Origin of the sequence: Chryseobacterium sp. SSA4.19 (genome assembly GCF_022601875.1) — a bacterium.
GTDB lineage: Bacteria > Bacteroidota > Bacteroidia > Flavobacteriales > Weeksellaceae > Chryseobacterium.
The window spans coordinates 1-25,091 of the sequence record NZ_JAKVIP010000001.1 but is presented as its reverse complement, the minus strand read 5'-3'; the positions used below and the strand labels follow the sequence as shown (position 1 = coordinate 25,091).

Annotated in this window: 21 protein-coding genes and 1 pseudogene; 15 read left to right on the top strand and 7 right to left on the bottom strand. The window is 36.9% G+C overall.

From position 1 onward, the window contains the following. Window positions 1-39: 39 nt before the first annotated feature. The 3 genes from MKJ01_RS00110 to MKJ01_RS00100 form a co-directional block, all read right to left on the bottom strand. A complete protein-coding gene (locus MKJ01_RS00110; RefSeq protein WP_241610786.1) occupies window positions 40-555 on the bottom strand; it encodes a hypothetical protein in 516 nt (171 codons plus the stop codon). 185 nt (window positions 556-740) lie between these two features. Next, the gene (gene sucC, locus MKJ01_RS00105; RefSeq protein ID WP_241610784.1) at window positions 741-1,931 is read right to left on the bottom strand and encodes an ADP-forming succinate--CoA ligase subunit beta; all 1,191 of its coding nucleotides are present in this window, start codon (window positions 1,929-1,931) and stop codon (window positions 741-743) included. A gap of 171 nt (window positions 1,932-2,102) precedes the next feature. Further along, window positions 2,103-3,383, bottom strand: a complete 1,281-nt coding sequence (locus tag MKJ01_RS00100) for a chloride channel protein (protein WP_241610782.1) — start codon at window positions 3,381-3,383, stop codon at window positions 2,103-2,105. A 312-nt stretch (window positions 3,384-3,695) separates the two neighbouring features. On the opposite strand from MKJ01_RS00100, the gene MKJ01_RS00095 reads away from it, so the two are divergent. Genes MKJ01_RS00095 through MKJ01_RS00080 form a run of 4 tightly spaced genes read left to right on the top strand, consistent with a single transcriptional unit; the run spans window position 3,696 to window position 8,768 of the window. Beyond that, on the top strand, window positions 3,696-4,373 hold the full coding sequence (locus MKJ01_RS00095; RefSeq protein ID WP_241610780.1) for a TetR/AcrR family transcriptional regulator: 678 nt from the start codon (window positions 3,696-3,698) through the stop codon (window positions 4,371-4,373). Between the two features lie 10 nt (window positions 4,374-4,383). Continuing rightward, window positions 4,384-6,057: a peptidase domain-containing ABC transporter gene (locus tag MKJ01_RS00090; protein ID WP_241610778.1), complete on the top strand. Its 1,674-nt coding sequence runs from the start codon at window positions 4,384-4,386 to the stop codon at window positions 6,055-6,057. 4 nt (window positions 6,058-6,061) lie between these two features. After that, window positions 6,062-7,381, top strand: a complete 1,320-nt coding sequence (locus tag MKJ01_RS00085; protein ID WP_241610776.1) for an HlyD family secretion protein — start codon at window positions 6,062-6,064, stop codon at window positions 7,379-7,381. After that, window positions 7,362-8,768 (top strand): TolC family protein, encoded by a 1,407-nt coding sequence (locus tag MKJ01_RS00080; protein WP_241610774.1) that lies wholly within the window; start codon window positions 7,362-7,364, stop codon window positions 8,766-8,768. Before MKJ01_RS00085 ends, MKJ01_RS00080 begins: the two co-directional genes overlap by 20 nt. A 47-nt stretch (window positions 8,769-8,815) precedes the next feature. Here the strand turns inward: MKJ01_RS00080 and MKJ01_RS00075 are convergent, their stop codons facing one another. From MKJ01_RS00075 to MKJ01_RS00065, 3 genes are all read right to left on the bottom strand, one after another. Beyond that, the gene (locus MKJ01_RS00075; RefSeq protein ID WP_241610772.1) at window positions 8,816-9,202 is read right to left on the bottom strand and encodes a DUF423 domain-containing protein; all 387 of its coding nucleotides are present in this window, start codon (window positions 9,200-9,202) and stop codon (window positions 8,816-8,818) included. An 81-nt stretch (window positions 9,203-9,283) separates the two neighbouring features. Next, window positions 9,284-9,652, bottom strand: a complete 369-nt coding sequence (locus tag MKJ01_RS00070; RefSeq protein ID WP_241610771.1) for a four helix bundle protein — start codon at window positions 9,650-9,652, stop codon at window positions 9,284-9,286. Between the two features lie 35 nt (window positions 9,653-9,687). Next, complete coding sequence (locus MKJ01_RS00065; RefSeq protein ID WP_241610770.1) at window positions 9,688-11,019, bottom strand: hydroxymethylglutaryl-CoA reductase, degradative; 1,332 nt, start codon at window positions 11,017-11,019, stop codon at window positions 9,688-9,690. Window positions 11,020-11,165: 146 nt separating this feature from the next. On the opposite strand from MKJ01_RS00065, the gene MKJ01_RS00060 reads away from it, so the two are divergent. The 6 genes from MKJ01_RS00060 (at window position 11,166) to MKJ01_RS00035 (ending at window position 17,057) form a co-directional block, all read left to right on the top strand. Further along, window positions 11,166-12,425, top strand: coding sequence for a putative DNA modification/repair radical SAM protein (locus MKJ01_RS00060; RefSeq protein ID WP_241610769.1), 1,260 nt, complete (start codon window positions 11,166-11,168; stop codon window positions 12,423-12,425). A 208-nt stretch (window positions 12,426-12,633) separates the two neighbouring features. Beyond that, complete coding sequence (locus MKJ01_RS00055; protein ID WP_241610768.1) at window positions 12,634-13,392, top strand: TIGR03915 family putative DNA repair protein; 759 nt, start codon at window positions 12,634-12,636, stop codon at window positions 13,390-13,392. Window positions 13,393-13,534: 142 nt separating this feature from the next. Further along, window positions 13,535-14,398, top strand: coding sequence for a DUF4846 domain-containing protein (locus MKJ01_RS00050; RefSeq protein WP_241610767.1), 864 nt, complete (start codon window positions 13,535-13,537; stop codon window positions 14,396-14,398). Window positions 14,399-14,481: 83 nt separating this feature from the next. Further along, the gene (gene pfkA / locus MKJ01_RS00045) at window positions 14,482-15,468 is read left to right on the top strand and encodes a 6-phosphofructokinase (RefSeq protein ID WP_241610766.1); all 987 of its coding nucleotides are present in this window, start codon (window positions 14,482-14,484) and stop codon (window positions 15,466-15,468) included. Window positions 15,469-15,496: 28 nt separating this feature from the next. Next, window positions 15,497-16,507 carry a type I glyceraldehyde-3-phosphate dehydrogenase gene (gene gap / locus MKJ01_RS00040; RefSeq protein WP_241610765.1) on the top strand — a complete coding sequence of 337 codons (1,011 nt, stop codon included), beginning with the start codon at window positions 15,497-15,499 and terminating at the stop codon, window positions 16,505-16,507. Window positions 16,508-16,589: 82 nt separating this feature from the next. Then, window positions 16,590-17,057, top strand: coding sequence for a hypothetical protein (locus tag MKJ01_RS00035; RefSeq protein WP_241610764.1), 468 nt, complete (start codon window positions 16,590-16,592; stop codon window positions 17,055-17,057). Here MKJ01_RS00035 and MKJ01_RS00030 read toward each other — a convergent pair. After that, complete coding sequence (locus MKJ01_RS00030) at window positions 17,054-17,950, bottom strand: hypothetical protein (RefSeq protein WP_241610762.1); 897 nt, start codon at window positions 17,948-17,950, stop codon at window positions 17,054-17,056. The genes MKJ01_RS00035 and MKJ01_RS00030 overlap by 4 nt on opposite strands. 136 nt (window positions 17,951-18,086) lie before the next feature. Between MKJ01_RS00030 and MKJ01_RS00025 the strand changes: the two genes are divergently transcribed. The 5 genes and pseudogenes from MKJ01_RS00025 to MKJ01_RS00005 all read left to right on the top strand — a co-directional run bounded on the left by MKJ01_RS00025 (window position 18,087) and on the right by MKJ01_RS00005 (window position 24,862). Beyond that, on the top strand, window positions 18,087-19,283 hold the full coding sequence (locus MKJ01_RS00025; RefSeq protein ID WP_241610760.1) for an oxygenase MpaB family protein: 1,197 nt from the start codon (window positions 18,087-18,089) through the stop codon (window positions 19,281-19,283). A 193-nt stretch (window positions 19,284-19,476) separates the two neighbouring features. After that, complete coding sequence (recA, locus tag MKJ01_RS00020; RefSeq protein WP_241610759.1) at window positions 19,477-20,484, top strand: recombinase RecA; 1,008 nt, start codon at window positions 19,477-19,479, stop codon at window positions 20,482-20,484. Window positions 20,485-20,552: 68 nt separating this feature from the next. After that, the gene (locus MKJ01_RS00015) at window positions 20,553-21,266 is read left to right on the top strand and encodes a phosphodiester glycosidase family protein (RefSeq protein ID WP_241610757.1); all 714 of its coding nucleotides are present in this window, start codon (window positions 20,553-20,555) and stop codon (window positions 21,264-21,266) included. Between the two features lie 103 nt (window positions 21,267-21,369). Continuing rightward, window positions 21,370-23,262 carry a molecular chaperone HtpG gene (gene htpG, locus MKJ01_RS00010; RefSeq protein ID WP_241610755.1) on the top strand — a complete coding sequence of 631 codons (1,893 nt, stop codon included), beginning with the start codon at window positions 21,370-21,372 and terminating at the stop codon, window positions 23,260-23,262. A 271-nt stretch (window positions 23,263-23,533) separates the two neighbouring features. Beyond that, window positions 23,534-24,862, top strand: a pseudogene (locus MKJ01_RS00005) (serine hydrolase). Window positions 24,863-25,091: the final 229 nt, after the last annotated feature.

Here is a 25,091-nt window from a genome sequence, read left to right as displayed (position 1 = left end):
ACAGACTTTTCTTACAAAAGCCTATTAAATTCCGGACAGCTATTTCTTAGAAGACTTTTTTTTCAAAGCAGTGCTATCACTTTTGTGAATTTTCGTTATTGAATCATCTTCAAGTATAGGAATTTCACCCATTATGAAATCCTGGTTTTTAAGATTATCCTGCTCTGTATCCGCTACCTTGACTTCTGTTCCTTTGGTTGCTTTTTCTGTGTTTGCTGTACAGGCCTTTTTTTCCTTGGAGCAGCCTATCAAAAACAGGATCAATGAAAATAAAGTCAATAATATCCTGTTATTTTGAAAATTTTGAGGAATATAATCAAAAAACCGAATCTTAAGTTGATCAGATGTACCTGAATTATGTAACTGATGATGATAAAATCTTCCGCATATCTTTTCATTTTTCTTTTCAATAAAAATCTGCTGGATTTCATGTTGCTGCTTCTGGGTAAAATCGATGACACATTTACTGCAGACAGAACAAAATCTTCCTTTTTCCTGAGGAGACATGGTTTCCCATTTTTCTGAACACGGATTTGGTATCTGAATATTTTCCATCACAAATTATTTAAAAATAAAATTAAATAAAAAATATATTACTTCGGTTGTTTTTAAAATGATTAAACTCCGAATGAAATCAATCCCACAACTTTCTAAATATCAAGGTTTTGCCATTTTAAAAATTGAAATAAAAAAACCGTTTCACAAATGAAACGGTTTTTATGTATATGAAAATTTTAGTCTTATGCTAAAACTTCTTTTACTTTATTCGCAGCTTCTTCTAAAGTAATTGCTGAATGTACAGGAAGTCCTGATTCATCAATTAATCTTTTAGCTTCAACAGCATTGGTTCCCTGTAATCTTACGATCAACGGAACAGGAAGGCTTCCCATCGCTTTGTAAGCATCTACAACACCTTGTGCTACTCTGTCGCATCTTACGATACCTCCGAAGATGTTAATCAGGATCGCTTTTACGTTAGGATCTCTTAGGATAATTCCGAAAGCTGTCTGTACTCTGGCAGCATCAGCAGTTCCACCAACGTCAAGGAAGTTGGCAGGATTACCACCTGATAATTTGATGATATCCATGGTCGCCATCGCAAGACCTGCTCCGTTTACCATACACGCAACGTTACCGTCCAATTTTACGAAGTTAAGACCTGCTTCACCCGCTTCAACATCCATCGGATCTTCTTCTCTCGTATCTCTCAATTCAGCTAAATCTTTGTGACGGAACAATGAGTTGTCATCCAAAGTTACTTTAGCGTCAACGGCAATAATTTTATTATCTGAAGTCTTTAAAACAGGATTGATCTCAAAAAGAGAAGCATCAATTCCTGTATACGCATTGTATAAAGATGCGATGAATTTTGTGAATTCTTTAAAAGCATTCCCTTCAAGACCTAAGTTGAAAGCAATTTTTCTTGCCTGAAACCCCTGAAGACCCAACGCAGGATCAATGATTTCTTTATGAATCAAATGAGGCGTTACCTCAGCCACATGCTCAATATCCATACCGCCTTCAGTAGAATACACGATGGTATTTTTACCTTCAGCCCTGTCTAAAAGAATAGAAACATAAAATTCTTTAGTTTCAGTTTCTCCCGGATAATATACATCTTCCGCAACCAAAACAGAATTTACCAATTTGCCTTCAGCAGAAGTCTGAGGAGTGATCAGCTGCATTCCTATGATATTCTGAGCGTTTTCTTTAAGCTTATCCATGTTTGGAGAGAACTTTACACCTCCGCCTTTACCACGTCCACCTGCGTGAATCTGAGCTTTCACTACCCATCCCTGAGCTCCGGTTTCAGCAGTCAGTTTTTCAGCAGCCGCTACAGCTTCGTCTACGTTGTTTGCTACGAAACCGCGTTGGATAGCCACTCCATACTTTGATAAAATCTCTTTTGATTGATACTCGTGAAGATTCATATTATTTTTATTATTTTATTTTAATAGTTAAAGGTTGACAAATTTACTAAAAAGACCCGGAAGTTCAAGTTTATTCCCTTAAAAATTAAAACTGCATTTATATTTTCAAATAATACCTTCTAAAACCATTAGGATATTGAAGGCCCCTCACACAATAAATGATGGTAATGACTATTCTTCATGAGATAATTTTTCCGACTGCGAGCCGATAAACGGAATTTTAGGAGCCAGAAAATACCCGGTCAGGCTGGCAAAAAGAATGGGCACAAAATAAGTAAAACCTGTTAATGTACCCAAAATAATCGTAGTACTCATCGGTGTCCTTGTTACACAGGCATTGATTGCAGCCATGCAGCTTACAATAGCCAACGTTGTATCAACTGACGGGAACAACTGATGGATAATCATTCCTAAAGTGGTGCCTACAAAGAAAAGAGGAATAATAAAACCACCTCTCCATCCCGAAGTTACGGTAACGGCAATGGCAAGTATTTTAAAAATCAGGATAATGATTAAAAAGTTCAATTCAAAATTCCCGTTGATCAGCTGATTGATTTCATTATGCCCGAAATACCTCGTCAGCGGAAAATAGAAAGCAATGATACCCAACACAATCCCTCCAACAAAGGTTTTAATGTAAATCGGAAACTTTCTGTATTCAAAAACTTTCTTGAAAAACTTGACAACAAAGATGAAAATCCACCCAAACAATGTCCCGACAATTCCAAAAGCTGTTGCATAAGCGAAATCATACACTCCATGATAATGATATGCTTTCAGATCCCATGTCGCTCCGATTCCCAGATGGATTATCAGAGCAAACATCAGGTAACTGAAACAACTTGCCACCAATGCAGGAATGATTGCCTTGTAATATTCTACCGCATGTTTATGATGGAGGATTTCAAGCGAAAAAAGACTGCCTCCGAGAGGAGCACCGAATAATGCCGTAAAACCTGATGCCATCCCGGCAATACTCAGTGACCGAAGCTCTTCGCCTTTCAGCCGGAAAATTTTCCCGAGCAATGTGCCGGTAGAGCCTGTTACCTGAACCAAAGGCGCCTCGGGTCCCAAACTTCCGCCTGAAGCCACACAGAAAAGTGATGAAAGAATCATGGAAGGATTATTTTTAGGATCCAGTTTTCCTTTGTTAAATCTGATATTATTAACAATCAAATGGATTTCTCCCGGATCACCAATAAAATGAATCACCAGGCCGGCCAGCAAACCGCAGATTGCCATTGTCGGAATGACCATCCAACCCTGAAACTCTGCCAGAAATTCCGTGAAATGTTCAAGGACAATCCAGTAGAGTCCTGCAATACTGCCACCAACCAATCCTGTAATAGCCCACATAAAAAAAGTACGGCTGAATACAAAGGGATTGAATCTGATCGGCTGGTCCAAAAGATTGAATGTGCGTATTAATCGCCTTCTCCTATTAATTTTCATTATTTTATATTTAGTGAGTAAGAAGGAAATTTTGAAGCTAAGAAAGCTTTTCTTCCGGAGATACTCAAATTGTTTCTACGATATTACATGTCAGCATTTATGAATTAATCTTTTTTATAATTTGGAATAAATAAGACAATCAAAACCTGTAAATAATTTACTGCAAAGATAATTTTTAGCTTAAAAATAAACAGTCTTTTATCTTTTAATTAATTCAAAAATCCAACATAATAGTATTACTATCAAAAATTATAATAAAACATTTTATGGTATCTATTTTGCTATCAAAAAGAATAGTTATTTTAATGTAAAATGGAATTTCAAGTAAAATTTAAAGTTAACGAACATCTTTACCTCAAAGATCCTGAAAACAGTGAGATCGGACGCGCCATTGTAAAAAATTCTATTGAATTGATCCATGAAACCGGTTTTGAAAGCTTTACCTTCAGAAAATTAGCCTGGAAAATAAGCTCCACGGAAGCTACGGTTTACAGATATTTTCCGTCAAAACATAAATTATTGACCTATATTCTTAACTGGTACTGGTCTTATATCGAATTTATTTCTAAACTGAGACTGCAGGAAATGAAGGAACCTCAGCAAAAAATGGAAAAAATTCTTGAAATCATCACCCATAATGATAAAACAGATGATAAAATTGAAGATTACGACCTTACTAAACTTCACAGTATCGTCATTGCAGAAAGCAGCAAGTCTTATCTGGTGAAAGAAGTAGACGAAATTAACAAAGAGATGGTTTTCAGTCCGCTAAAAAGTCTCTGTAATTTTTTTGGCGAAATTATTTCACAGGCAAAACCTGATTTTCCATATCCGAAATCGTTTGCCAGTACTTTACTGGAAACTTCACACGACCAGCAGTTTTTCAGCGAACACCTTCCAAAGCTTACCGACAATCATATTGATAAAATAGAACACAAAAAGTATGTTTTGAATTATCTGCGCTTTATCACCTTCAACCTTATAAAATAATAAGACACAAATGGAAACCACTCCTAAACAGCACGGTTACAATCTTTTCAAATACATTACCAAAGAAAAAAAAGATGTTACCAATATTTACTTTTACGCCATTCTGAACGGTCTTGTACAACTGAGTGTTCCGCTTGGGATCCAGTCTATCGTCAGCTTTGTAATGGGTGCAACGATGGCGACTTCCATTTACATCCTGATTGCTTTTGTGGTTTTGGGAACCTGGCTCGTAGGATATTTCAGGCTGAAGGTAATGCAGATTATTGAAAAAATCCAGCAGAAAATTTTTGTTGAATTTTCTCTTGCTTTTGCCGAAAAGCTTCCGAAAGTAAATCTTTCATCCACAAGAAAATATTATCTCCCGGAACTGGTTAACCGCTTTTTTGACACCCAGAATCTTCAGAAGGGAATTTCTAAAATATTACTTGAAATTCCGACGGCTTTAATCCAGATCCTCTTCGGAATCCTGCTTCTCTCCTTTTATCATCCCTGGTTTTTGGTCTTCGGAGCTTTGGTGGTCATCTGCGTTGTGATTATTTTCAGATTTACTATGGAAAGCGGGATCAAATCAAGTATTGAAGAAAGCGACAAAAAGTACGAAGTGGCTTCATGGATCGAAGACATTGCTGCTTCCATCAAAACTTTTAAGCTGAATTCCAAAACAGAAGCCCATCTTTCCGGGACCGATGAAAGAGTGGTAAAATATCTGGATGACAGAACCTCACACTTCCGAGTGCTGGTTTTCCAGTACAAAACAATTGTTGCCTTTAAAGTTATTATTACTTTGGTCATGCTGGTAATCGGGACTTACCTCCTGGTAAACCAGCAATTAAATATCGGTGCATTTATCGCTACGGAAATCGTAGTGCTGAGTATTATGGCAGCTGTAGAAAAACTCATCATCAGCCTGGAAAGTTATTATGATGTCATCGCATCACTGGCAAAGCTTCATAAAGTGACCGATCTGCCGGAAGAAAAAATGGGTACAATCAATTTCGACCGCCATCATGAAGGTTTTGAAGTTGAGTTTAAAGATGTAAGCTTTGCCTTCAATAATCATTATAATATTTTAGAAGATGTCAACTTTAAAATCCCCGAAAATACTTTAACCATTATCTCGGGGCAGCTGGGATCGGGGAAGTCGTTACTGCTCAACATGATAACAGGGTTTTACGAACCGGCTTCAGGAAGTATTCTTTTTGATAAGATCCCACTTAAAAATATTGATAAAATATCACTCAGAAACCAGATTGGGATGTATCTGGAAGACATGACGATTATTAAAGGAACAGTCTATGAAAACATCGTTCTGGGGCAAGATGAAACATCCGCAGAACAAATTCTGGAAATTGCAGATAAAATAGGCATTGAAGACTTCTCAAGCCAGTTCAGCAATGGGTTTTTCACCAACATCAGCGAGACTGACACTGAAATTTCATTCAGTGCCAAAAAGAAAATTCTTCTTCTGAGAGCTTTGGCGGTTGAAAGAAGATTGCTGATCCTCGAAGATCCTCTGGACGGGATGAATGATGAATTTAAGGCAAAAATGATGGAATATCTTTTAAAATTGAAAGCCAGAACAACCATTATTATTGTTTCGCAAGATCAAAAACTTATTCTGGAAGCCGATCAGCACCTTCAGGTGGAAGACGGAAATGTGAAAAAATTATTTAACAAAAATTAAAAAGATGGAACTGCAGTCAGTGAATAAAATATATCAGATTCACAAAAAATCAAGGGTTAAAAGATGGTTTTTTTTCATCTTTATCGGAGGCATTATCGTCCTTTTTCTTCCGTGGACACAAAATATAAAAGTGACCGGCAACGTGAGCACCCTTTATCAGGAACAGCGTCCGCAACAGCTTAATTCACCGATTCCCGGAAGAATTATCAAATGGTATGTAAAAAACGGAGATTATGTAAAGAAAGGCGACACGCTTCTTCAGCTTTCCGAAGTAAAAGAGGATTACCTGGATCCACTCTTGGTGAAAAGGACCGAAATACAGGTGGAAGCCAAAAAAGGAGTGAGAGATTATTACGAAGCCAAAGTAGGAACGACCAACAGCCAGATGCAGGCTTTGAATGCTGCAAGAGATCTGAAACTGAACCAGCTTAAGGTAAAAATCAGTCAGTTGAATAATAAACTGGCAGGAGAAGAAGCCGAACTGGAAGCAGTAAAAAATGAACTGAAAATGACTTCCGATCAGTACGAAAGACAGAAAAAAATGTACGACGAGGGCCTGGTTTCGCTTACCCAGTTTCAGCAGCGAAACGTTTCTTATCAGAATGCTTTGGCAAAAAAGACGGCAACTGAGAATAAATTAGCACAGACAAGACAGGAAATCGTGAATGTAAACATCGAACAAAATGCCACCATTCAGGATTATAACGAAAAACTCAGCAAAACAGAAGGTGAACGCTTCCAGAGTATGGGACAAATTGAAGGCAGCGACGGTGATATTGCCAAGCTTGAAAATCAGGTAGCCAATTACAAAGCAAGACAAGGCTTATATTTTGTGATTGCTTCTCAGGACGGCCAGGTGGTACAAATTAACAAAGCTGGTATCGGAGAAATTCTTAAAGATGGCGAAAGCATTGGAATTATTGTTCCTGAAAAAGTAGATTATGCCGTGGAAATTTACATCAAACCCGTTGATCTTCCCCTGGTAAAAGAAGGACAGCGCGTCATGTGTATTTTCGACGGGTTTCCGGCAATTGTCTTTTCAGGATGGCCCAACTCAAGCTACGGAACTTTTGCAGGAAAAGTAATTGCCGTAGAAAACAATATCAGTGCCAACGGAATGTTTAAAGCTTTGGTCGTTCAGGATAAAAACGAAAAACAATGGCCTCCAAAGATCAAGATGGGAACGGGTGTTCAGGGAATTGCTATTCTGAATGATGTCCCGGTCTGGTACGAACTATGGCGAAACATCAACGGATTTCCGCCGGATTATTATGAAGTAAAAACTGAAAAATCTGTTACAAAAGATGAAAAGTCAAAAAAATAAATTTTCAGTGCTTCTCATTCTGTTTTGTATTCAGTTGTCTTTTGCACAGGATTCACTGAAATTATCTCATCAGGAGTTTCTGAATATTGTAAAGAATTATCATCCGCTGGCTTTCAAATATCAGCTTCAAAATAAAATTGCCAATGCAGAAATTACCAAAGCAAAAGGAAATTTTGATCCGGTAATTGCAGGAAAGCTCGGAGAAAAAAACATTGACGGAACCAGATATTACGAGCAGAAAAACATAGAGCTCGGAATCCCGACCTGGTACGGAATCGACATTACCGGAAGTTATAATCATATTGAAGGAGAAAGACTGAACAGCAGCGAAACACCGGGTGGACTGTACCAATTCGGAATTACGGTTCCATTGGCAAAAAATCTTCTGTATGACAAAAGAAGAGCGCTGCTTGACCAGGCACAATTCGGACTGAAAATGACGGAAGCGGAACAAACGGTTCTTACCAATGAATTATTACTGGACGCTGAAAATACATATTGGGAATGGGTGAAAAATTATGAGATTTACAGGTTACAGAAATCTGCCGTAGGAATCAACAGAAAAAGACTTGAGCTCACCAAAAAAACCTATGAATATGGAGAACGGCCGGCGATTGATACAATCGAGGCAGCTTCACAGCTGCAAAGTTTTGAACTTCAGGAAAGAGATGCTTATCTGAGTTTTGTGAGAAGTACACAGGAACTTCAGATGTATCTTTGGAAAGAAAATCAGGAGTTTTATGAAATTTCACAGCTCATTTTTCCGTCCTCCGGTCTTGATGAGCATTCCGGATATACCGACTATGAATTTCTGGTTCAGAGCATAGAACCGAAACGGCTCCAGAATCACGCTTCGCTGGAATATTATTTCCAAAAGCAGAATATCCTGGAAAGTGAAAAAAGGCTGAAGTGGCAAAGTTTTCTTCCAAAGCTGGATTTTACGTATAACTTTTTCAATAAGGAAAACTACCGTGCAGACTTTCTTCCTTTGTTTGATAACAATTTCCAGTACGGACTGAAACTTGAGATCCCTATTTTCATGAGGCAGGCAAGAGCAGATTATGAAATTGCCAAACTGAAAATTTTACAAAACCAACAGGATTCTCAACTGAAAAGCCGTGAACTGAGCACAAAAATTGAAACGTATAAAAATGAAGTGAATAATTATTTCATCCAGATTGATATTTCTACAAAGAATCTGAATAATTATCAAAAACTGCTTAATGCTGAAGAAATGAGATTCAGCAACGGAGAAAGCTCTTTGTTTCTGATCAATTCAAGAGAAAACAAACTGTTGGAGGCCAGAGAAAAAAATATCGAACTGAAAGCCAAGTTCCTGAAAAGCTACAATAAACTGAAATGGCTGAACGAAAATTTTTTGAGATAATACACGAAAAAGGAATTCTGAATCAGAATTCCTTTTTTATTTTTATATTAATTTTTCATTTTAACGAAATAGAAAATCAATAAAGCCCAACTCAGGATCATAAACAAACCTCCAAGCGGAGTGATCGGCCCGAGAAACTTTAAGTTCATCCCGAAGTAATCCTGCATACTCAAACCGTAAATACTGAAAGAGAAAAGGATGGTTCCGGTAATCATCAGAATGGAAATCCATTTTTGCGATGAAGTATCAAATTTTAAAATGTATCCTACGATCAGTAAGAAGAATGCTGCATACATCTGGTAGCGTACGCCTGTTTCAAAACTTTCCAGTCTTTCCACAGATAAAATTTTCTTTAAAGCGTGTGCACCGAATGCTCCTAAAATAACGGATAACATTCCGTACACGGCACCAAAAACTAAAGTAATTGTTTTCATCTCTTTTAATTATAATTTTCAAATTACGAATTACGCCACTATAATGATCATGCAACATATGACATAACTAGGGCTTCTTACTCATTTTGATATTCCTAATTTTATTTTAAGCGTTTTTTGTATAGAACCTATGATTCTTATTAGTTCATCTGCATCATTCAATAGGTAATCTGCTTTTTCTTTTTCCAGATAATAAGAAAACTTTAAAAGTTTTATCCAGTAAATTGTTTCACGCATTTCTTTGTAAGAAATAGTTATTTTCATGAAAAAGTCTTTATCCGTTTGAGCACCAATTGCTTCCTCAATATTAGCTCCAACAGAAGTTCCGCTTCTTAATAATTGCTTAGACATTATAAATTCACGTTTTTCTTCTTTAAGATATTTATAGATCTCAATAATTTTTAATGCAAAATCAAAACTCTTTGTTTGAACAACATTATTTTTTTTCATCTTCTAAAACGTAATTTCTAATTTCTAATTCATAATTAATTACTTTCTCTCATTCTGTTAAACTCACTGATCACCTCGTGATGGGTAACCGTTTTATCTTTAAAGTAGGTAACGAAATGTTGTTTTTCTTCCTCGGTTGCCCCCATCTGGTTTAAAATATTCAGCAAGTGCATCTTCATATGACCTTTCTGGATTCCTGTGGTTACCAGAGAACGTAACGCCCCGAAGTTCTGGGCCAGTCCGGAAACGGCCAGGATGCTCATCAGTTCCTGTGCAGAAGGTTTCCCTAAGAGAGCAAGGGAAAACTTTACTAACGGGTGAAGATTCGTCAAGCCGCCTACAACCCCTACAGAAATCGGAAGATCAATCCAGAATCTGAAAATTCCGTTATCGATTGTACAGTGTGTTAAAGAAGAATATTTACCGTTTCGGGCTGCATAAGCATGCGCACAGGCCTCTGTTGCACGGAAATCATTTCCTGTGGCAATCACGACAGCATCTACTCCGTTCATAATGCCCTTGTTATGTGTCGTTGCGCGGAACGGCTCAATTTCAGCAATGGTTACCGCCTGTTTGAACTTTCTTGCAAATTCTTCATTTGAGATCCCGCTGTCATCCTTCAAATCATCAATCTTACAGGAAACTTCAGCTCTTACGATACAATCCGGCGTAAAATTGGAAAGAATATTCATAACGATCTGTAGCGAGTTTTTTTCCTCCTGCGAAAAAGCTTCACTTGTCGCCACTTCCTGTTTCAATGTTTTCCCGAACTGTTCCAGGCAAGAATTAATAAAGTTGGCTCCCATAGAATCAACCGTATCAAAACTGGCTTTGAGCTGGTAATAATTGGGCATTTCAGCAGTTTTATCAATTAATTTTATATCCAGGATTCCGCCACCTCGATTCCTCATGTTTGCCGTAATGTCATCCGTAGCTTCAATAAGTTTTTTCTTCAGATTGAAGTTAAAGAAATTAAGAAGCTTATGAGATTCAACATTAAAGATAAAATGGGTATGTCCAAGCTTCTCGTTGTTAATAATAGTGGTTTTAAAACCTCCTTTGTCAATCCAGAATTTAGCAGCTTTTGAAGCCGCTGCTACCACCGAACTTTCTTCCACTGCCATCGGAAGCGCAAATAATTTCCCGTCAATTAGGAAATTCGGGGCAATCCCGTACGGCATATAAAAATTGGAAATCGTATTTTCAGAAAATTCATCATGAAGTTTCTGAAGATCAGGATTTTCGTTCCAGTATTGATTTAAAATATTTTGGTAGTCACTGTTTCCTTCAAGGTATTCGCTAACAAGCCAGTCGATTTTCCCCTGCTTGGTAAGCTTTGAAAAACCTTCAATCGGTTGATGATTCATAGTATAACTTTAATGAAGCGTAAAGATAGTGATTTTATGACTTTCAGTTGTTTATAAGTTCAATCGAAAAATATTGATTTTTATTAATTTTGGACTTACATTTGAATGTTTTCTTAAACCTAAAATTAACACTATCAATCCATCATATGAATTTTGACCGCCTTAAAGAAAAACTCGAAATCCTTGCTGATGCAGCGAAATATGATGTTTCGTGTTCGTCCAGCGGAGGTTCGAGAAAAAACAAAAAAGGCGCATTGGGAGACAGTTCTGCAAGCGGGATCTGCCATACCTATACGGAAGACGGCCGTTGTGTTTCGCTTCTAAAAATTCTCCTGACCAACCACTGTATTTATGATTGCGCGTACTGCGTTTCCAGAAGTTCTAATGATATCAAAAGGGCGGCTTTTACGGTAGAAGAAGTAGTCGATGTAACAATCAATTTCTATCGAAGAAATTATATCGAAGGCTTATTTTTAAGTTCAGGTATTTTTAAAAATGCCGACACGACTATGGAGCGCTTGGTAAGGGTGGCAAAAAAGTTACGTTTAGAAGAAAATTTTAACGGATATATCCATTTAAAATCAATCCCGGGGGCTAGTGACGAATTGATGCAGGAAGCCGCTTTATATGCCGACAGATTGTCTATTAATCTTGAAATCCCTACTGAAAGCGGGCTGAAACTTCTCGCTCCTGAAAAAAACAGACAGGATATGCTCAATCCGATGAAATATATCCAGAATGGGATTGCACAGTATAAAGATGAAAAGAAAATTTTCAGAAAAGTACCGAAGTTTGCGCCGGCAGGACAGTCAACACAGATGATTGTAGGCGCCACCAATGAAAATGACCTACAGATCATTAAAGTAGCGGACCATTTCTATAAAAATTTCAATTTAAAAAGGGTTTATTATTCCGGTTATGTTCCGGTATTAGAAGATAAAAGATTACCTTCATTAACCACAGAAGTCCCGATGCTTCGTGAAAACCGCCTCTATCAGTCGGATTGGCTGATGCGTTTTTATGGTTTTAAAGCCGAAGAAATCCTGGATCCGAACATGCCTTTTTTAGATCTTGAAGTTGACCCCAAAATGAGCTGGGCACTGAGGCATCTTGAAGAGTTTCCGGTAAACCTTCAGACAGCAGATTATCAGATGATTTTAAGAATTCCGGGAATCGGCGTAAAGACTGCTCAGAAAATTGTAAGCGCAAGACGGTTTCAGGTGCTTACGATGGACCACCTGAAAAAACTGGGAGCCGCAGTAAACCGGGCCAAATATTTCATTGATTTCAATGCGGGAAATGCCTATTTAAGATATTTAACGGATAAAAATTTCAGAAAGCTGATTATCGGAGGAAGCTCTTCCAAATTTCACAATCAGTTTTCACAGCAGCTGACGTTGTTTTAAGAACAGCCTTTGGCAATTAGCTTTTATTTGGTTTAATATATCTTATAGCCTGTTTATATTGAAATGAAATATGATTTTTTAGTAGATTTTGTAGATTATACAAAGTTAATACAGATGAAAAATCAGAGAGGGAAAGTTAAATCGTTTACAACGAAAAACAGTTCCTAATTATTACATCCTCAAATTATATAATTCTCAAATTAAACCCATGACTACCCTACTCTACGACGGAAGCTTCGATGGACTTTTCACTGCAGTATTTGAAGTTTTCGAATACCGTTACAAAGAGGTGGAAATCATCAGCAGTACGAATTTTCATCAGGAAAATATTTTTGCAGAAATTCATGAGACCATCACACAACCGGATAAATCTAAAAGGGTATTAGATAAGCTGGAGCAAACCATCGGGAAATCAGGTATTCACGAGCTGTTAAAGGTATACTTATCAGAAGATCCTCAAATGGAACAGCTTATTCTATCTGCCGTGCAGCAGTCTGTTAAACATCCGGGAGAAAATATCCTGCAGAATTATGCTGATCAGGATATTCTCAGGATTTCTAAAATCTGCAAATCCGTAAGCCGTGAAAGACACCGGATGACTGCGTTCGTGCGTTTTGAAAAGATGAAGGACGGTGTTTTTTTTGCCAAGATTGATCCTGACTTTAATGTTGTACCGCTAATACGGAAACATTTCCGGGACCGTTACAGGGACCAGCGATGGATGATCTATGACCTGAGAAGGAATTACGGAATCCTATATGATCTTGAAACCTGTGATTTTTTCTATCCTGACGAAAAATTGGATCTGAAAGCATATCATCAGAAATTTCACGATGAAGAAAAGAATTACCAGACCCTTTGGCAACGTTATTTTACAAAAACCAATATTGTGGAAAGGAAGAATCTGAAGCTTCATATTCAGCATGTTCCGAGAAGATACTGGAAATATTTAACGGAAAAAAATTAGTTTCTTTTCTCTAATTTTCTTTTGTCTTAAACAAACAGCGGGAACTTATAACGGATTAAATATCATTTTAAACATTCAATTTTCCTGCATCGTTTGAGTCAGGAATCTTTTATATCTTTCAGGTAAGATTAAAACCAATTGTATGAAAAAGATTATTTGGGGAATTATTATTTTACTATCTGTTTTAAATTGTCACAATGACAAAACCTCATCAAAACCCAATTCTGAAAATGAAAATTCTGAAAATCCAATTCGCATCAATAAAGACAAAAACACGATAAAGGAAAGATTTTTGACACCAGAAAATTATACATGGATTGAGGAAAAACCGGATTCTTTCGGATATTTTATTGAAAATTTCAGACTCAAAGATTATGGAAGCAAGATTTTGAAGTATGATGGATCACCCATCTCCACGCAACATCTCCATGAAGCTGTTTTCGATATAGATACCGGAAGTAAGGACCTTCAGCAGTGTGCTGATGCAATCATTCGCCTGAGAGCAGAATATCTTTTTAAATCCAAACAGTTTGACAAGATACAGTTTCATTTTACCAGCGGCGACCTCGTTACCTGGAATGATTATAAAAACGGAATAAGAGCTTTTGTAAACGGTAACTCCGTGAGCTTCAGAAAGACAGCTGTATTTGACGATTCGTATAAGAATTTCAGGAATTATTTGGATCTGATCTTTAATTATGCAGGAACCATTTCATTAAACGAAGAAACAAAACCTGTCATTAAAAACTCTGATTTGAAAACAGGAGATATCCTGATTACACCAGGAAGCCCCGGACATGTAGTTTTTATTTCAGGAGTCTGCAGCAATGCACAAGGTAAAAAATTGTTTTTATTGGGTGAAGGCTTTACGCCGGCTCAATCTCTTCATATCCTCTCGAATCCTTTTAACCGAAGGATTTCGCCATGGTATGAGCTGGATATTGATCATCCTGAAACCCAAACCGCAAGATATATTTTCAAACCCACAAATTTTAGGCAGTTTTAATCATTTGTATTCAAAACTCTTATCAAGTTACTGCCTTTATCTGAACTTGTTTTTGTAAATTTGTGTTCGAAATTTTTTACCAGATGAAAGAAAGTGCTGTAAAAAAAATTGCCGTTCTAACTTCGGGAGGTGATTCTCCGGGTATGAATGCAGCATTAAGAGCAGTCGTAAGAACTGCCAATTATTACAATATCGAATGTTATGGTGTGAGGGAAGGTTATAATGGCCTTATCCACGGTGATTTCCTTAAAATGGGGCCACGTTCCGTAAAAAATATAATCAACCAGGGCGGAACCATTCTTAAGTCTGCCCGATCCATGGAATTTAAAACGGCAGAAGGCCGGCAGAAAGCTTACGACAATTGTGTTAAGCTGGGAATTGACGGATTGGTATGCATCGGTGGAGACGGAACGTTTACAGGTGCAAAAATCTTTAATGAAGAGTTCGGAATCAGGGTTGTGGGTGTTCCCGGAACAATTGACAATGATATTTTCGGAACTGATAATACCATCGGCTATGATACGGCCCTGAATACCGCTATGGAAGCGATTGACAAGATCCGTGATACCGCAACTTCACACAACAGGGTATTCTTTGTAGAAGTGATGGGACGCGATGCCGGATTCATCGCTTTAAACAGTGGCCTGGCAGCCGGAGCTTTGGATATTCTGATCCCAGAAAGAAAAGACAGCATTGATGAATTGTTTGCCAATTTCAGAAATGCAGAAAAAACGGGTAAAGCATCAAGCATTGTAGTAGTTGCAGAAGGTGAAAAACTGGCTAACATCTATGAACTTGCGGAAAAAACAAAAAAAGAATTTCCTGATTATGATATCCGTGTTGCCATTTTAGGGCATATCCAGAGAGGAGGATCGCCAAGCTGTGCAGACCGGGTACTGGCCAGCAGATTGGGCTATGGGGCCGTAACAGGATTGATGGCCGGCCAGACCAATGTCATGGCAGGCATGCGTTCCAATGATCTCGTGTATACACCCATTGAGGAAGCCATTAAGAAACATAACGAAATCAATAAAGACCTCTTACTGATTTCAGAAATTTTAGCAATCTAATATTTTAATATAATTTAAACAAACTATTATGTCAACAATCAAAGTAGGTATCAACGGGTTTGGTAGAATCGGACGTCTTGTATTCAGAGCAATGACTGAAAGAGATAATATCGAAGTAGTAGGAATCAATGACCTGATTAACGCAGAATATATGGCTTATATGCTTAAATATGATTCTGTACACGGTATTTTTCCGGGAGAAGTTTCTGTAGAAGGAAATGATCTTGTAGTAAACGGAAAAAAAATCAGAGTTACTGCTGAAAGAGACCCGAATAACCTGAAGTGGAATGAAATCGGAGCTGATTATATCGTTGAATCTACAGGCTTATTCTTAGATAAAGAAAATGCTACAAAGCACATCAACGCAGGAGCAAAAAAAGTAATCCTTTCTGCTCCGTCTAAAGACGACACACCAATGTTTGTAATGGGAGTAAACCATACCGAACTTACAGACGATATCAAGATTTTATCAAACGCTTCTTGTACGACTAACTGTCTGGCTCCTTTAGCTAAAGTGATCCACGATAACTTCGGAATTGAAGAAGGCCTTATGACAACGGTACACGCTACAACGGCAACTCAGAAAACGGTTGACGGTCCTTCCATGAAAGATTGGAGAGGCGGTAGAGCAGCGCTTAACAATATCATTCCTTCTTCTACCGGTGCTGCAAAAGCGGTAGGAAAAGTAATTCCTTCATTAAACGGAAAATTAACAGGGATGTCTTTCAGAGTACCGACTGTTGACGTTTCCGTAGTGGATTTAACAGTAAGACTTGAAAAAGCAACTTCTTACGAAGAAATCTGCGCAGCCATCAAAGCGGCTTCAGAAGGAGAATTAAAAGGTATTTTAGGATACACGGAAGATGCGGTCGTTTCTCAGGATTTCGTAGGAGATAAGAGAACCTCTATATTCGATAAGGATGCAGGGATTATGCTTTCTCCTAAATTTGTAAAACTTGTTTCATGGTATGACAATGAAATGGGATATTCCAACAAATTGGTAGATATGCTGATTCATGCGGCTTCTTTATCTAACTAATGAGCAATCAGCAATGAGTAATATAAAACCTTCCGATTTGGAAGGTTTTTTTGTTTTTTGTAATTTTAGTTTATTATTTTTTATGGATGACAGAACTTTTCAGGAAAAATCAGGCTTTCCTAAGGCCTTTGCCATACTTCTCATCTTTCAGGCTATCGTGGGGAGCTTTATTCTCGTGAAAGACAATGAATCACCTTTAACCGTTATTGTTATTACTATTCCATTGACCTTATTGTTTTTATGTTCAGCATTAAAGTTAAACCTAAACTCTCAATATTTTGAATATCATTTTTTCCCTTTCATCCTGAAGCGGAAAAAGATCAGCTGGGATGATATTAAAGAAATACAATTCATACATACAGACCCTATTTCAGATTTCGGAGGCTGGGGAGTAAGACTTTCAAGAAAATATGGGAAAGCTTTTATCACAGGCGGCCGGGAGATCATTTTTTTAAAACTGAAAAATGGTAAAAAAAGATCTTTCTCTGTAAAAAATAAAGAAAAGCTGTTGGGATTTTTGAACGAGAACAAAATTAAATACGGAATTTAAAATATTTTATATCCTACTCCAATCCCCAACCAAGGCTTTTTATTGTGATTCCAGATTTCAGCATCCTGGCCAATGGCGTAATCAAAACCTAGAAAAGCACCTAAATTAATACTGTTGTATGAATAAGTAAATCCGAAAGCTATTGATCCTAAGCCTTTCGTAAATTCTGAATCATCAAGAATCGGAGTATTGGATAAATTGGTATTGGATTTATTCAGTTTTACAGAAGAGGCGCCAAATAAAATACCTCCTGTAATTTTCCAGTTATTTTCCTTGGTCCCTACTTCTTCCTGGTAAAAAAAGGTGGTTCCCCCTAAAGAATAACCCACAAAAAGATTACCGTTAATACCTGTAGAAAAATCCTCTTTAAGACCGTTTTTACCCTTAAATCTGTATTTTACAGGTATTGTAATACCATTTACTGTCCAGTTCTTTGTTTTAAGCTTAATACTCTGCCTATTTTCCAGTTTGTAAAAATATATCGTATTGTTCTTATCGTTGGAATTACTTAACAAGTATGGATTAACAATTAATTTATTTTTAGATATAGCCACCATAGCTTTGGTTTTATGCTTTAAATCTACCTCCACAGTCTCACTTTTGGTTAAGGTGTTGAAAAAATCTTCATTCACAGTTACTTCCTTTATGACTTCCAATTCTTTACCCGAAACATTAGCTTTTTGTACTATTTTTATTTTTTCACCAAGTTTATACCCTTTAGTAAGTTCTTCTTTTCCTTTCTGATCAAGTTCTTCATATTTTTTTTGAACCTCTTTTTTAAGACTGTATCCATGAGTAGCAGATGGAATTACATAGTATTTTTTAAATTCTTCCTGCCCAAACATTACACATGCAGTATTTAGCAGTAACAGTAATAAAATTTTTGTTTTCATAATAATTATTTTTATACAAATTTTCAAATTCCATAAACACAAAAAAATTACCCGTTTGTAGTATTTTTTTAGCATTTATGCTAGCAGTGATAAATCTCACGCTCTGTTCGGCGCAAAACTTGTAATTTTATGTTTAATGGAGAAAAATATAATGCAACCGCGATTTAAAGATTCACCACATTTTAAAAATTTCTGGACGAAAGGCAATGGGAAACAACTCATTGAGTTTTCCGAAGCCGAAGTAGGCTTCACCGATTTTGAAAAGTTTGCTCCTTATTTTTATGATGTAGATCGTATAGGAGACCAAGTAGTAAGAGATATTTATTTAACTAAAAGCTTTCAGGAAGCTTCCAGAGAGCTGGAAAAATATATCAGAAATGGAATTGCTGATCATGATGCTGTTCCGGGAAGTATAAAAGAAATGTTTTCTCAGACCCAGAAGATTCCCAACTGGCTTGATCATGACCTGCTCAGAAGCGGTGCAGAATTATGCATGAGAAGCAACCTTGATGCACTTATTTCCCTTCGGGATTACTGCCTGATGGGCGGTTATGATTATGCTTATCTAAATAAGCCGCTAATCATCACAGAAGCGTTAAAAAAGGGTGCTGTCAAAAGACTTTCAGAAACCCTTGATTTCTGGGTCAATGTGACCCGGTACAATGCTCTGGAAATTCATAAAAAAGGATACGAATTTGCGATAAAGACCAGAATGATTCATTCTTATGCAAGATTATCCATTAAAAAACACTATAAAGAATGGGACACTGAAAACTGGGGTGAACCTATCAATTCCTGGGATATGATGGCAACCTATATTGGGTTCAGCCTTGTCTTTCTTCATAGCCTGCATAAACTGGGAAATACCTTTTCCTCCAATGAAGAAAAAGGGCTTTTTCACCTTTGGAAATATGTTGGTCACCTGCTGGGAATCCCTGAAAACCTCTTACCGAATGACAAAAAGCAGGCTACCGAATATTTCTATTTATGGACATCCGTACAGCCCCCTGCAGATAAAGACTCCATTCTTCTGGCTCATTCCTTATTGAACGAATCTCTTGAAAATCCTATTCTGAAGTATTCCTTTCAAAAAAAAAACCTGCGCTATCTTCACATCAGCTGCACCTGGTTTCTTCTCGATGCTGAAGTCTGCAGAAGACTTCATATTCCTGAAATTCCCTTTAAGAATGCTTTCCCAAAAACCAAACGGGCCGTAAATCAGGTATACGACCGCCTGGTCAGCCGCAAAGCCAGAATTGAAAAAGGAAATAAAGACCAGATGAAAGTTCTGAGTGACTATCTTAACATCACTCAAAATTCAAATTTTCATTAAAAATCCTTTACTGACACTCAATTACAAATACTGAATTCCAACGAGTTAAACATCAAAATTCAAATTGGTTATCTGATCATTAATATCTCAAAATTTTATACTTTTTTTAACTATGAAATCAGTTTTTAGTGGTATATAATATTAGTTTATCAGTGTATTTTTTCGTAAATTTGATTATTAATTTAAAAGACAGATGAGTAATATAGACGATAAGAAAAAAGCGCTTTCATTGGTGCTTGACAAGTTAGATAAAACATACGGAAAAGGAACGGTAATGACCCTTGGTGACAGTACAGTTGACACTACTATTGAAGTTATTCCTTCCGGATCTTTGGGAATTGACATTGCCTTAGGTGTTGGCGGTTATCCCAGAGGAAGAATTATTGAAATATACGGGCCTGAATCTTCCGGTAAGACTACGCTGACACTGCATGCTATCGCAGAAGCTCAGAAAGCGGGAGGTATTGCAGCATTTATTGATGCCGAGCATGCTTTTGACAGAACATATGCGGCAAAATTAGGAATCGACTTAGAAAACCTGATTATTTCCCAACCCGATAATGGTGAACAGGCTTTAGAAATTGCTGATAACCTGATTCGTTCAGGAGCGATTGATATTGTCGTTATTGACTCAGTGGCTGCCCTGACTCCTAAAGCGGAGATAGAAGGTGAAATGGGTGACTCCAAAATGGGTCTCCACGCACGATTGATGTCTCAGGCATTAAGAAAATTAACGGCCACGATCTCCAGAACAAAATGTACGGTTATTTTCATTAACCAGCTGAGAGAAAAAATCGGTGTCATGTTTGGTAATCCTGAAACCACTACCGGTGGTAATGCCCTTAAATTTTATGCGTCCGTGAGAGTAGATATCAGAAAGGCCAGTGCACCAATTAAAAACGGTGACGAAGCTATAGGAAGCCGGGTGAAAGTAAAGATTGTAAAAAACAAAGTGGCTCCTCCTTTCAAACAGGCTGAATTTGACATTATGTATGGTGAAGGAGTTTCCAAAACAGGAGAAATCCTTGATCAGGCCGTGGAACAAGGCATCGTGAAGAAAAGCGGCTCATGGTTCAGCTATGAGGAAACGAAACTGGGGCAGGGTCGTGATGCTGTGAAAGATGTCTTAAAAGACAATCCTGAACTTGCTGAAGAACTGGAAAACAAAATCAAAGAGGAGCTGAAAAATAAAGTAAAATAGTTTTTCAGGTTATTTATAATTTAAGACAGCTTTCGGCTGTCTTTTTTTTGCAATTTTATATAAAATTCATGAAGCTGAAACTGATATTTTTTCCGATATTGATCATCTTATTTTCCTGTAGCACAGATAAGGAGATCAATAGTGATTTTGTCATTTATCCTGTCAATTCAAAAAGCGATAGGATTGAATTCTTCTGGAAAGATAATCATAAACAGCCTTTCAGAAGCCTTCAGAATTTAGAAAAATACATCAATTCCGGAAACAAAGATTTGATATTTGCCATGAACGGAGGAATGTTTATTCAACACAATATTCCCAAAGGATTATATGTAGAGAATTTTAAAACTTTAAATCCTATTAACACTCTGGCTGGCAAAGGAAATTTTTATCTCAAGCCGAACGGTATTTTTTATGTTACGAAATCGAATGAATCTGCTATTGTTTCTACTGAAAATTTTAAAGCTAATCCAAAAATAAAGTTTGCGACCCAATCCGGTCCCATGCTGATTATTGATGGAAAAATTAATCCTGCTTTCCAAAATCATTCCCGTAATTTAAATATAAGAAACGGTGTTGGGATATTGAAAAACGGCAGTCCGGTGTTTGTTATGTCTAAGAAAGAAATAAACCTTTACAGCCTTGCATCATTATTCAAAAGCCTGGAGTGTGAAAATGCATTGTACCTGGACGGTTTTGTATCAAGAACCTATTTTCCGAAAGGAAACTGGATTCAGAAAGATGGCGATTTTGGAGTAATAATAGGCATAATAAAAGAAAAATAGCAACTGGCTATGGATGCCTCAGTATAAATAATGTCAAATTGTCACTTTCTTTCAAACGGTATTTTTTTTGAGAAGATTAATCAAATTAAAAACAAAAATTATTATGACTAAAGGAAATATTAACGTATCGGTTGAAAATATTTTCCCGCTTATCAAAAAATTTCTTTACAGTGACCACGAAATCTTTTTGAGAGAATTAATTTCCAATGCAACGGATGCCACCTTAAAGTTGAAGCACTTAACAGGTATTGGCGAGGTAAAAGTTGAGTATGGAAATCCAAAGATTGAAGTTAAGGTAGACAAAGAAAATAAAACACTCCGTATTATTGACCAGGGAATTGGGATGACTGCTGAAGAGGTTGAAAAATACATCAATCAGGTAGCTTTTTCCGGAGCTGAGGAATTTCTTGAAAAATATAAGGACAGTGCAAAAGATTCAGGCATTATCGGGCATTTCGGACTTGGATTTTACTCTGCCTTCATGGTAGCTGAGAAAGTGGAAATTGTTACCAAGTCGTATAAGGATGAGCCTGCGGTTCGCTGGATCTGTGACGGAAGTCCGGAATTTACATTAGAAGAAACAGCCGATAAAACAGACCGTGGAACGGAGATTATTCTTCATATTGCAGAAGATTCCGCCGAGTTTCTGGAAGAAGGAAAAATTCGTGAACTTTTGTTGAAGTACAATAAATTCATGCCGGTTCCTATTAAATTCGGAACTAAAACACATACTCTGCCATTACCGGAAGATGCTGCAGAAGATGCAGTAGCAGAAACAGAAGAAGTAGACAACATTATCAACAATCCGACTCCGGCCTGGACATTGGCTCCGAGCGAGCTGACCAACGAGGATTATATGAAGTTCTACCATGAGCTGTATCCGATGCAGTTTGAAGAGCCTTTATTTAATATCCATCTGAATGTAGATTATCCTTTTAACCTGACAGGTATTTTGTTTTTCCCTAAACTGAACAACAGCCTGAATATTGAAAAAGATAAAATACAGCTGTACCAGAACCAGGTTTTCGTAACGGATGAGGTAAAGGGTATCGTTCCGGATTTCTTAATGCTTCTTCGAGGAGTTATCGATTCTCCGGATATTCCGCTGAACGTTTCCCGTTCGTATCTGCAGGCAGATGGTGCGGTAAAGAAAATTTCTTCTTACATCACGAAAAAAGTAGCCGATAAAATGGCTTCCCTGATCAATGAAAACCGTGAGGATTATGAACAGAAATGGAATGATATTAAAGTCATTATCGAATACGGAATCATAACTGAAGAAAAGTTTGCGGAAAAAGCCGATAAATTCACCCTCTATCCTACTACTGATGGAAAATATTTCCTATGGAACGAATTAGAGGAAAAAATCAAGCCAAATCAGACCGATAAAGACGGTAAACTGGTTATCTTGTATGCCTCCAATGCTGATGAGCAACACGGATATATCCAGTCGGCAAAAGATAAAGGCTATGAAGTATTGCTTTTTGATTCCCCGATTATCCCTCATGTTATCCAGAAACTGGAAACTTCAAAAGATAATGTTTCATTTGTAAGGGTTGATGCAGATCACATCAACAATCTGATCAAAAAAGATGAGCCTGTTATTTCCAAATTAACGGAAACGGAAAAAGAATCATTGAAAAAGAATGTTGAAGAAGCAGTAAACGACAAGAAATTTACTGTTCAGCTTGAAGATCTTGACAGCACGGATGCTCCGTTTACCATCACTCAGCCTGAGTTCATGAGAAGGATGAAAGACATGCAGGCCACGGGCGGTGGCGGAATGTTCGGCATGGGCGGTTTCCCGGAAATGTATAATCTGGTAGTGAATTCCAACAGTGAGTTTGCAGATCAGATTTTAAAAACTGAGAATGCGGACGAAAAGGAAAGCCTGATCAAGTACGCTTTGGACCTGGCTAAGCTTTCCCAGAATTTGTTGAAAGGAAAAGATTTGACGGATTTTATCCAAAGAAGCTACAAGCAGTTAGAAAAGTAATTTGAATATTTTATATTGAAACTCGGCGAAGCCTTGCTTCGCCGAGTTTTTTTATGAATGAATTTAGCTTAAAAAGTTAATTTTATATTCCGGAAATAATAATTCACAAAAAATATTCAACAAAGATGTCATAAAACAAACGGGAAGTTTGTCATAATAATAACGAAATCAAAAATATGCTACCATGAAAAAACTCAACTCCATCTTTTTTATATTCTTATCATTACATATTTTTGCACAAAATATAAATGAAAAAATCAAGATATTTTAAATCGATCTAAACCATTGGGATACATCGAAAACTAAAAAATCGACTTTAAAAGATAGAATGACATTTTATAATGCAAATGCTGTAAGTATTGCAGTCATTAAAGATTATAAAATAGAATGGGTTAAGGCATACGGTTATGCAGATACTTCCGAAAAGAGAACCGCTACTCCTCAGACACTTTTTCAAGCGGCATCCATCAGTAAATCGATCAACAGTCTGGGAATTTTAAAACTTATTTAGGAAGATAAATTAAGTTTGGATGATGATATTAATAATTATCTTACATCTTGGAAATTTCCGTACAATGATGTATCAAAAGGAAAGAAAACCACTCTTGCTCACTTATTATCTCACAAAGCAGGATTGTCTGTACACGGTTTCGGAGGTTATGAAAAAGGAATAGAATTACCGACACTTAAACAAATTCTTGATGGAGAAAAGCCTTCCAACTCGATTGCCGTTCGGTCGATATTTGAACCCGACTTAAAGTTTGAATATTCCGGAGGCGGAACTACCGTTTCACAATTAATTCTTGAAAATACTACAGGAGAGAAATATGAAGATTACATGTTGAAAAATGTTTTGACACCGTTAGGAATGAACGAAAGCTCTTACGATCAGCCACCTTCTAAGGATAAAGAAAAATTACTTGCAACAGCCTATAATAACGGGGAAAAAGTAAAAGGCAAATATCACATTTATCCCGAAAAAGCAGCGGCAGGTTTATGGACAAATCCAAATGATTTGGCAAAATATATCATTGAAACACAGTTGTCATTAATTGGGAAATCAAATAAAATCTTGTCAAAAGAAATGTCTGTAAAAAGAGTGGAAAATAATCTTGGTGTATTTCTGAATGATTTTAAAGGGACAAAATATTTCGGTCATAGTGGTGAAAATGAAGGTTTTGTTTGCTACTATATTGGAAGTGTTGACGATGGAAACGGTTTGGTTGTGATGACTAACGGAAACAATTTTAAACTAATAGAAGAAATTCTTTTAAGTATTGCCAGCTTGAACCAATGGAAGAATTATCCCATTGAGCCTCAAAAAGAATCTATTGCTTTAACCATCAGAAAAGAATGCTATAAAAAGATTGACAAAGGTATTGAACTGTATAAAAAATTGAAAACAAACAAACCAGATCACTATAATTTTTCCGATGAAAATGAATTAAATAAGCTTGGTTATGAATTTTTAAAAGATGGAAATGTAGATTCAGCTATTAAGATTTTTGGTTTGAATGTTTCTCAGTTTCCAAATTCTGCTAATGTTTATGATAGTCGCGGTGAAGCGTATTTTAATAAGAAAGAATACACACTATCGTAAAAAGATTATCAAAAAGTGTTAGAATTGGAACCGACACATCAGAATGCGAAAGACATGCTTTTGAAAATTGAAGAGGTATTGAAAAAGAAATAAATATACTGATGGTTATTTAACAGGTTTCAGGGCGACAAAGTCGCCCCTAAACTATTTTAACGACACTCTCCCACAAAGTGTGTAAGTTAAAAAGTCAGGGCTTAGATTTTATAATCTGAGCCTTTCTTCAAAAATA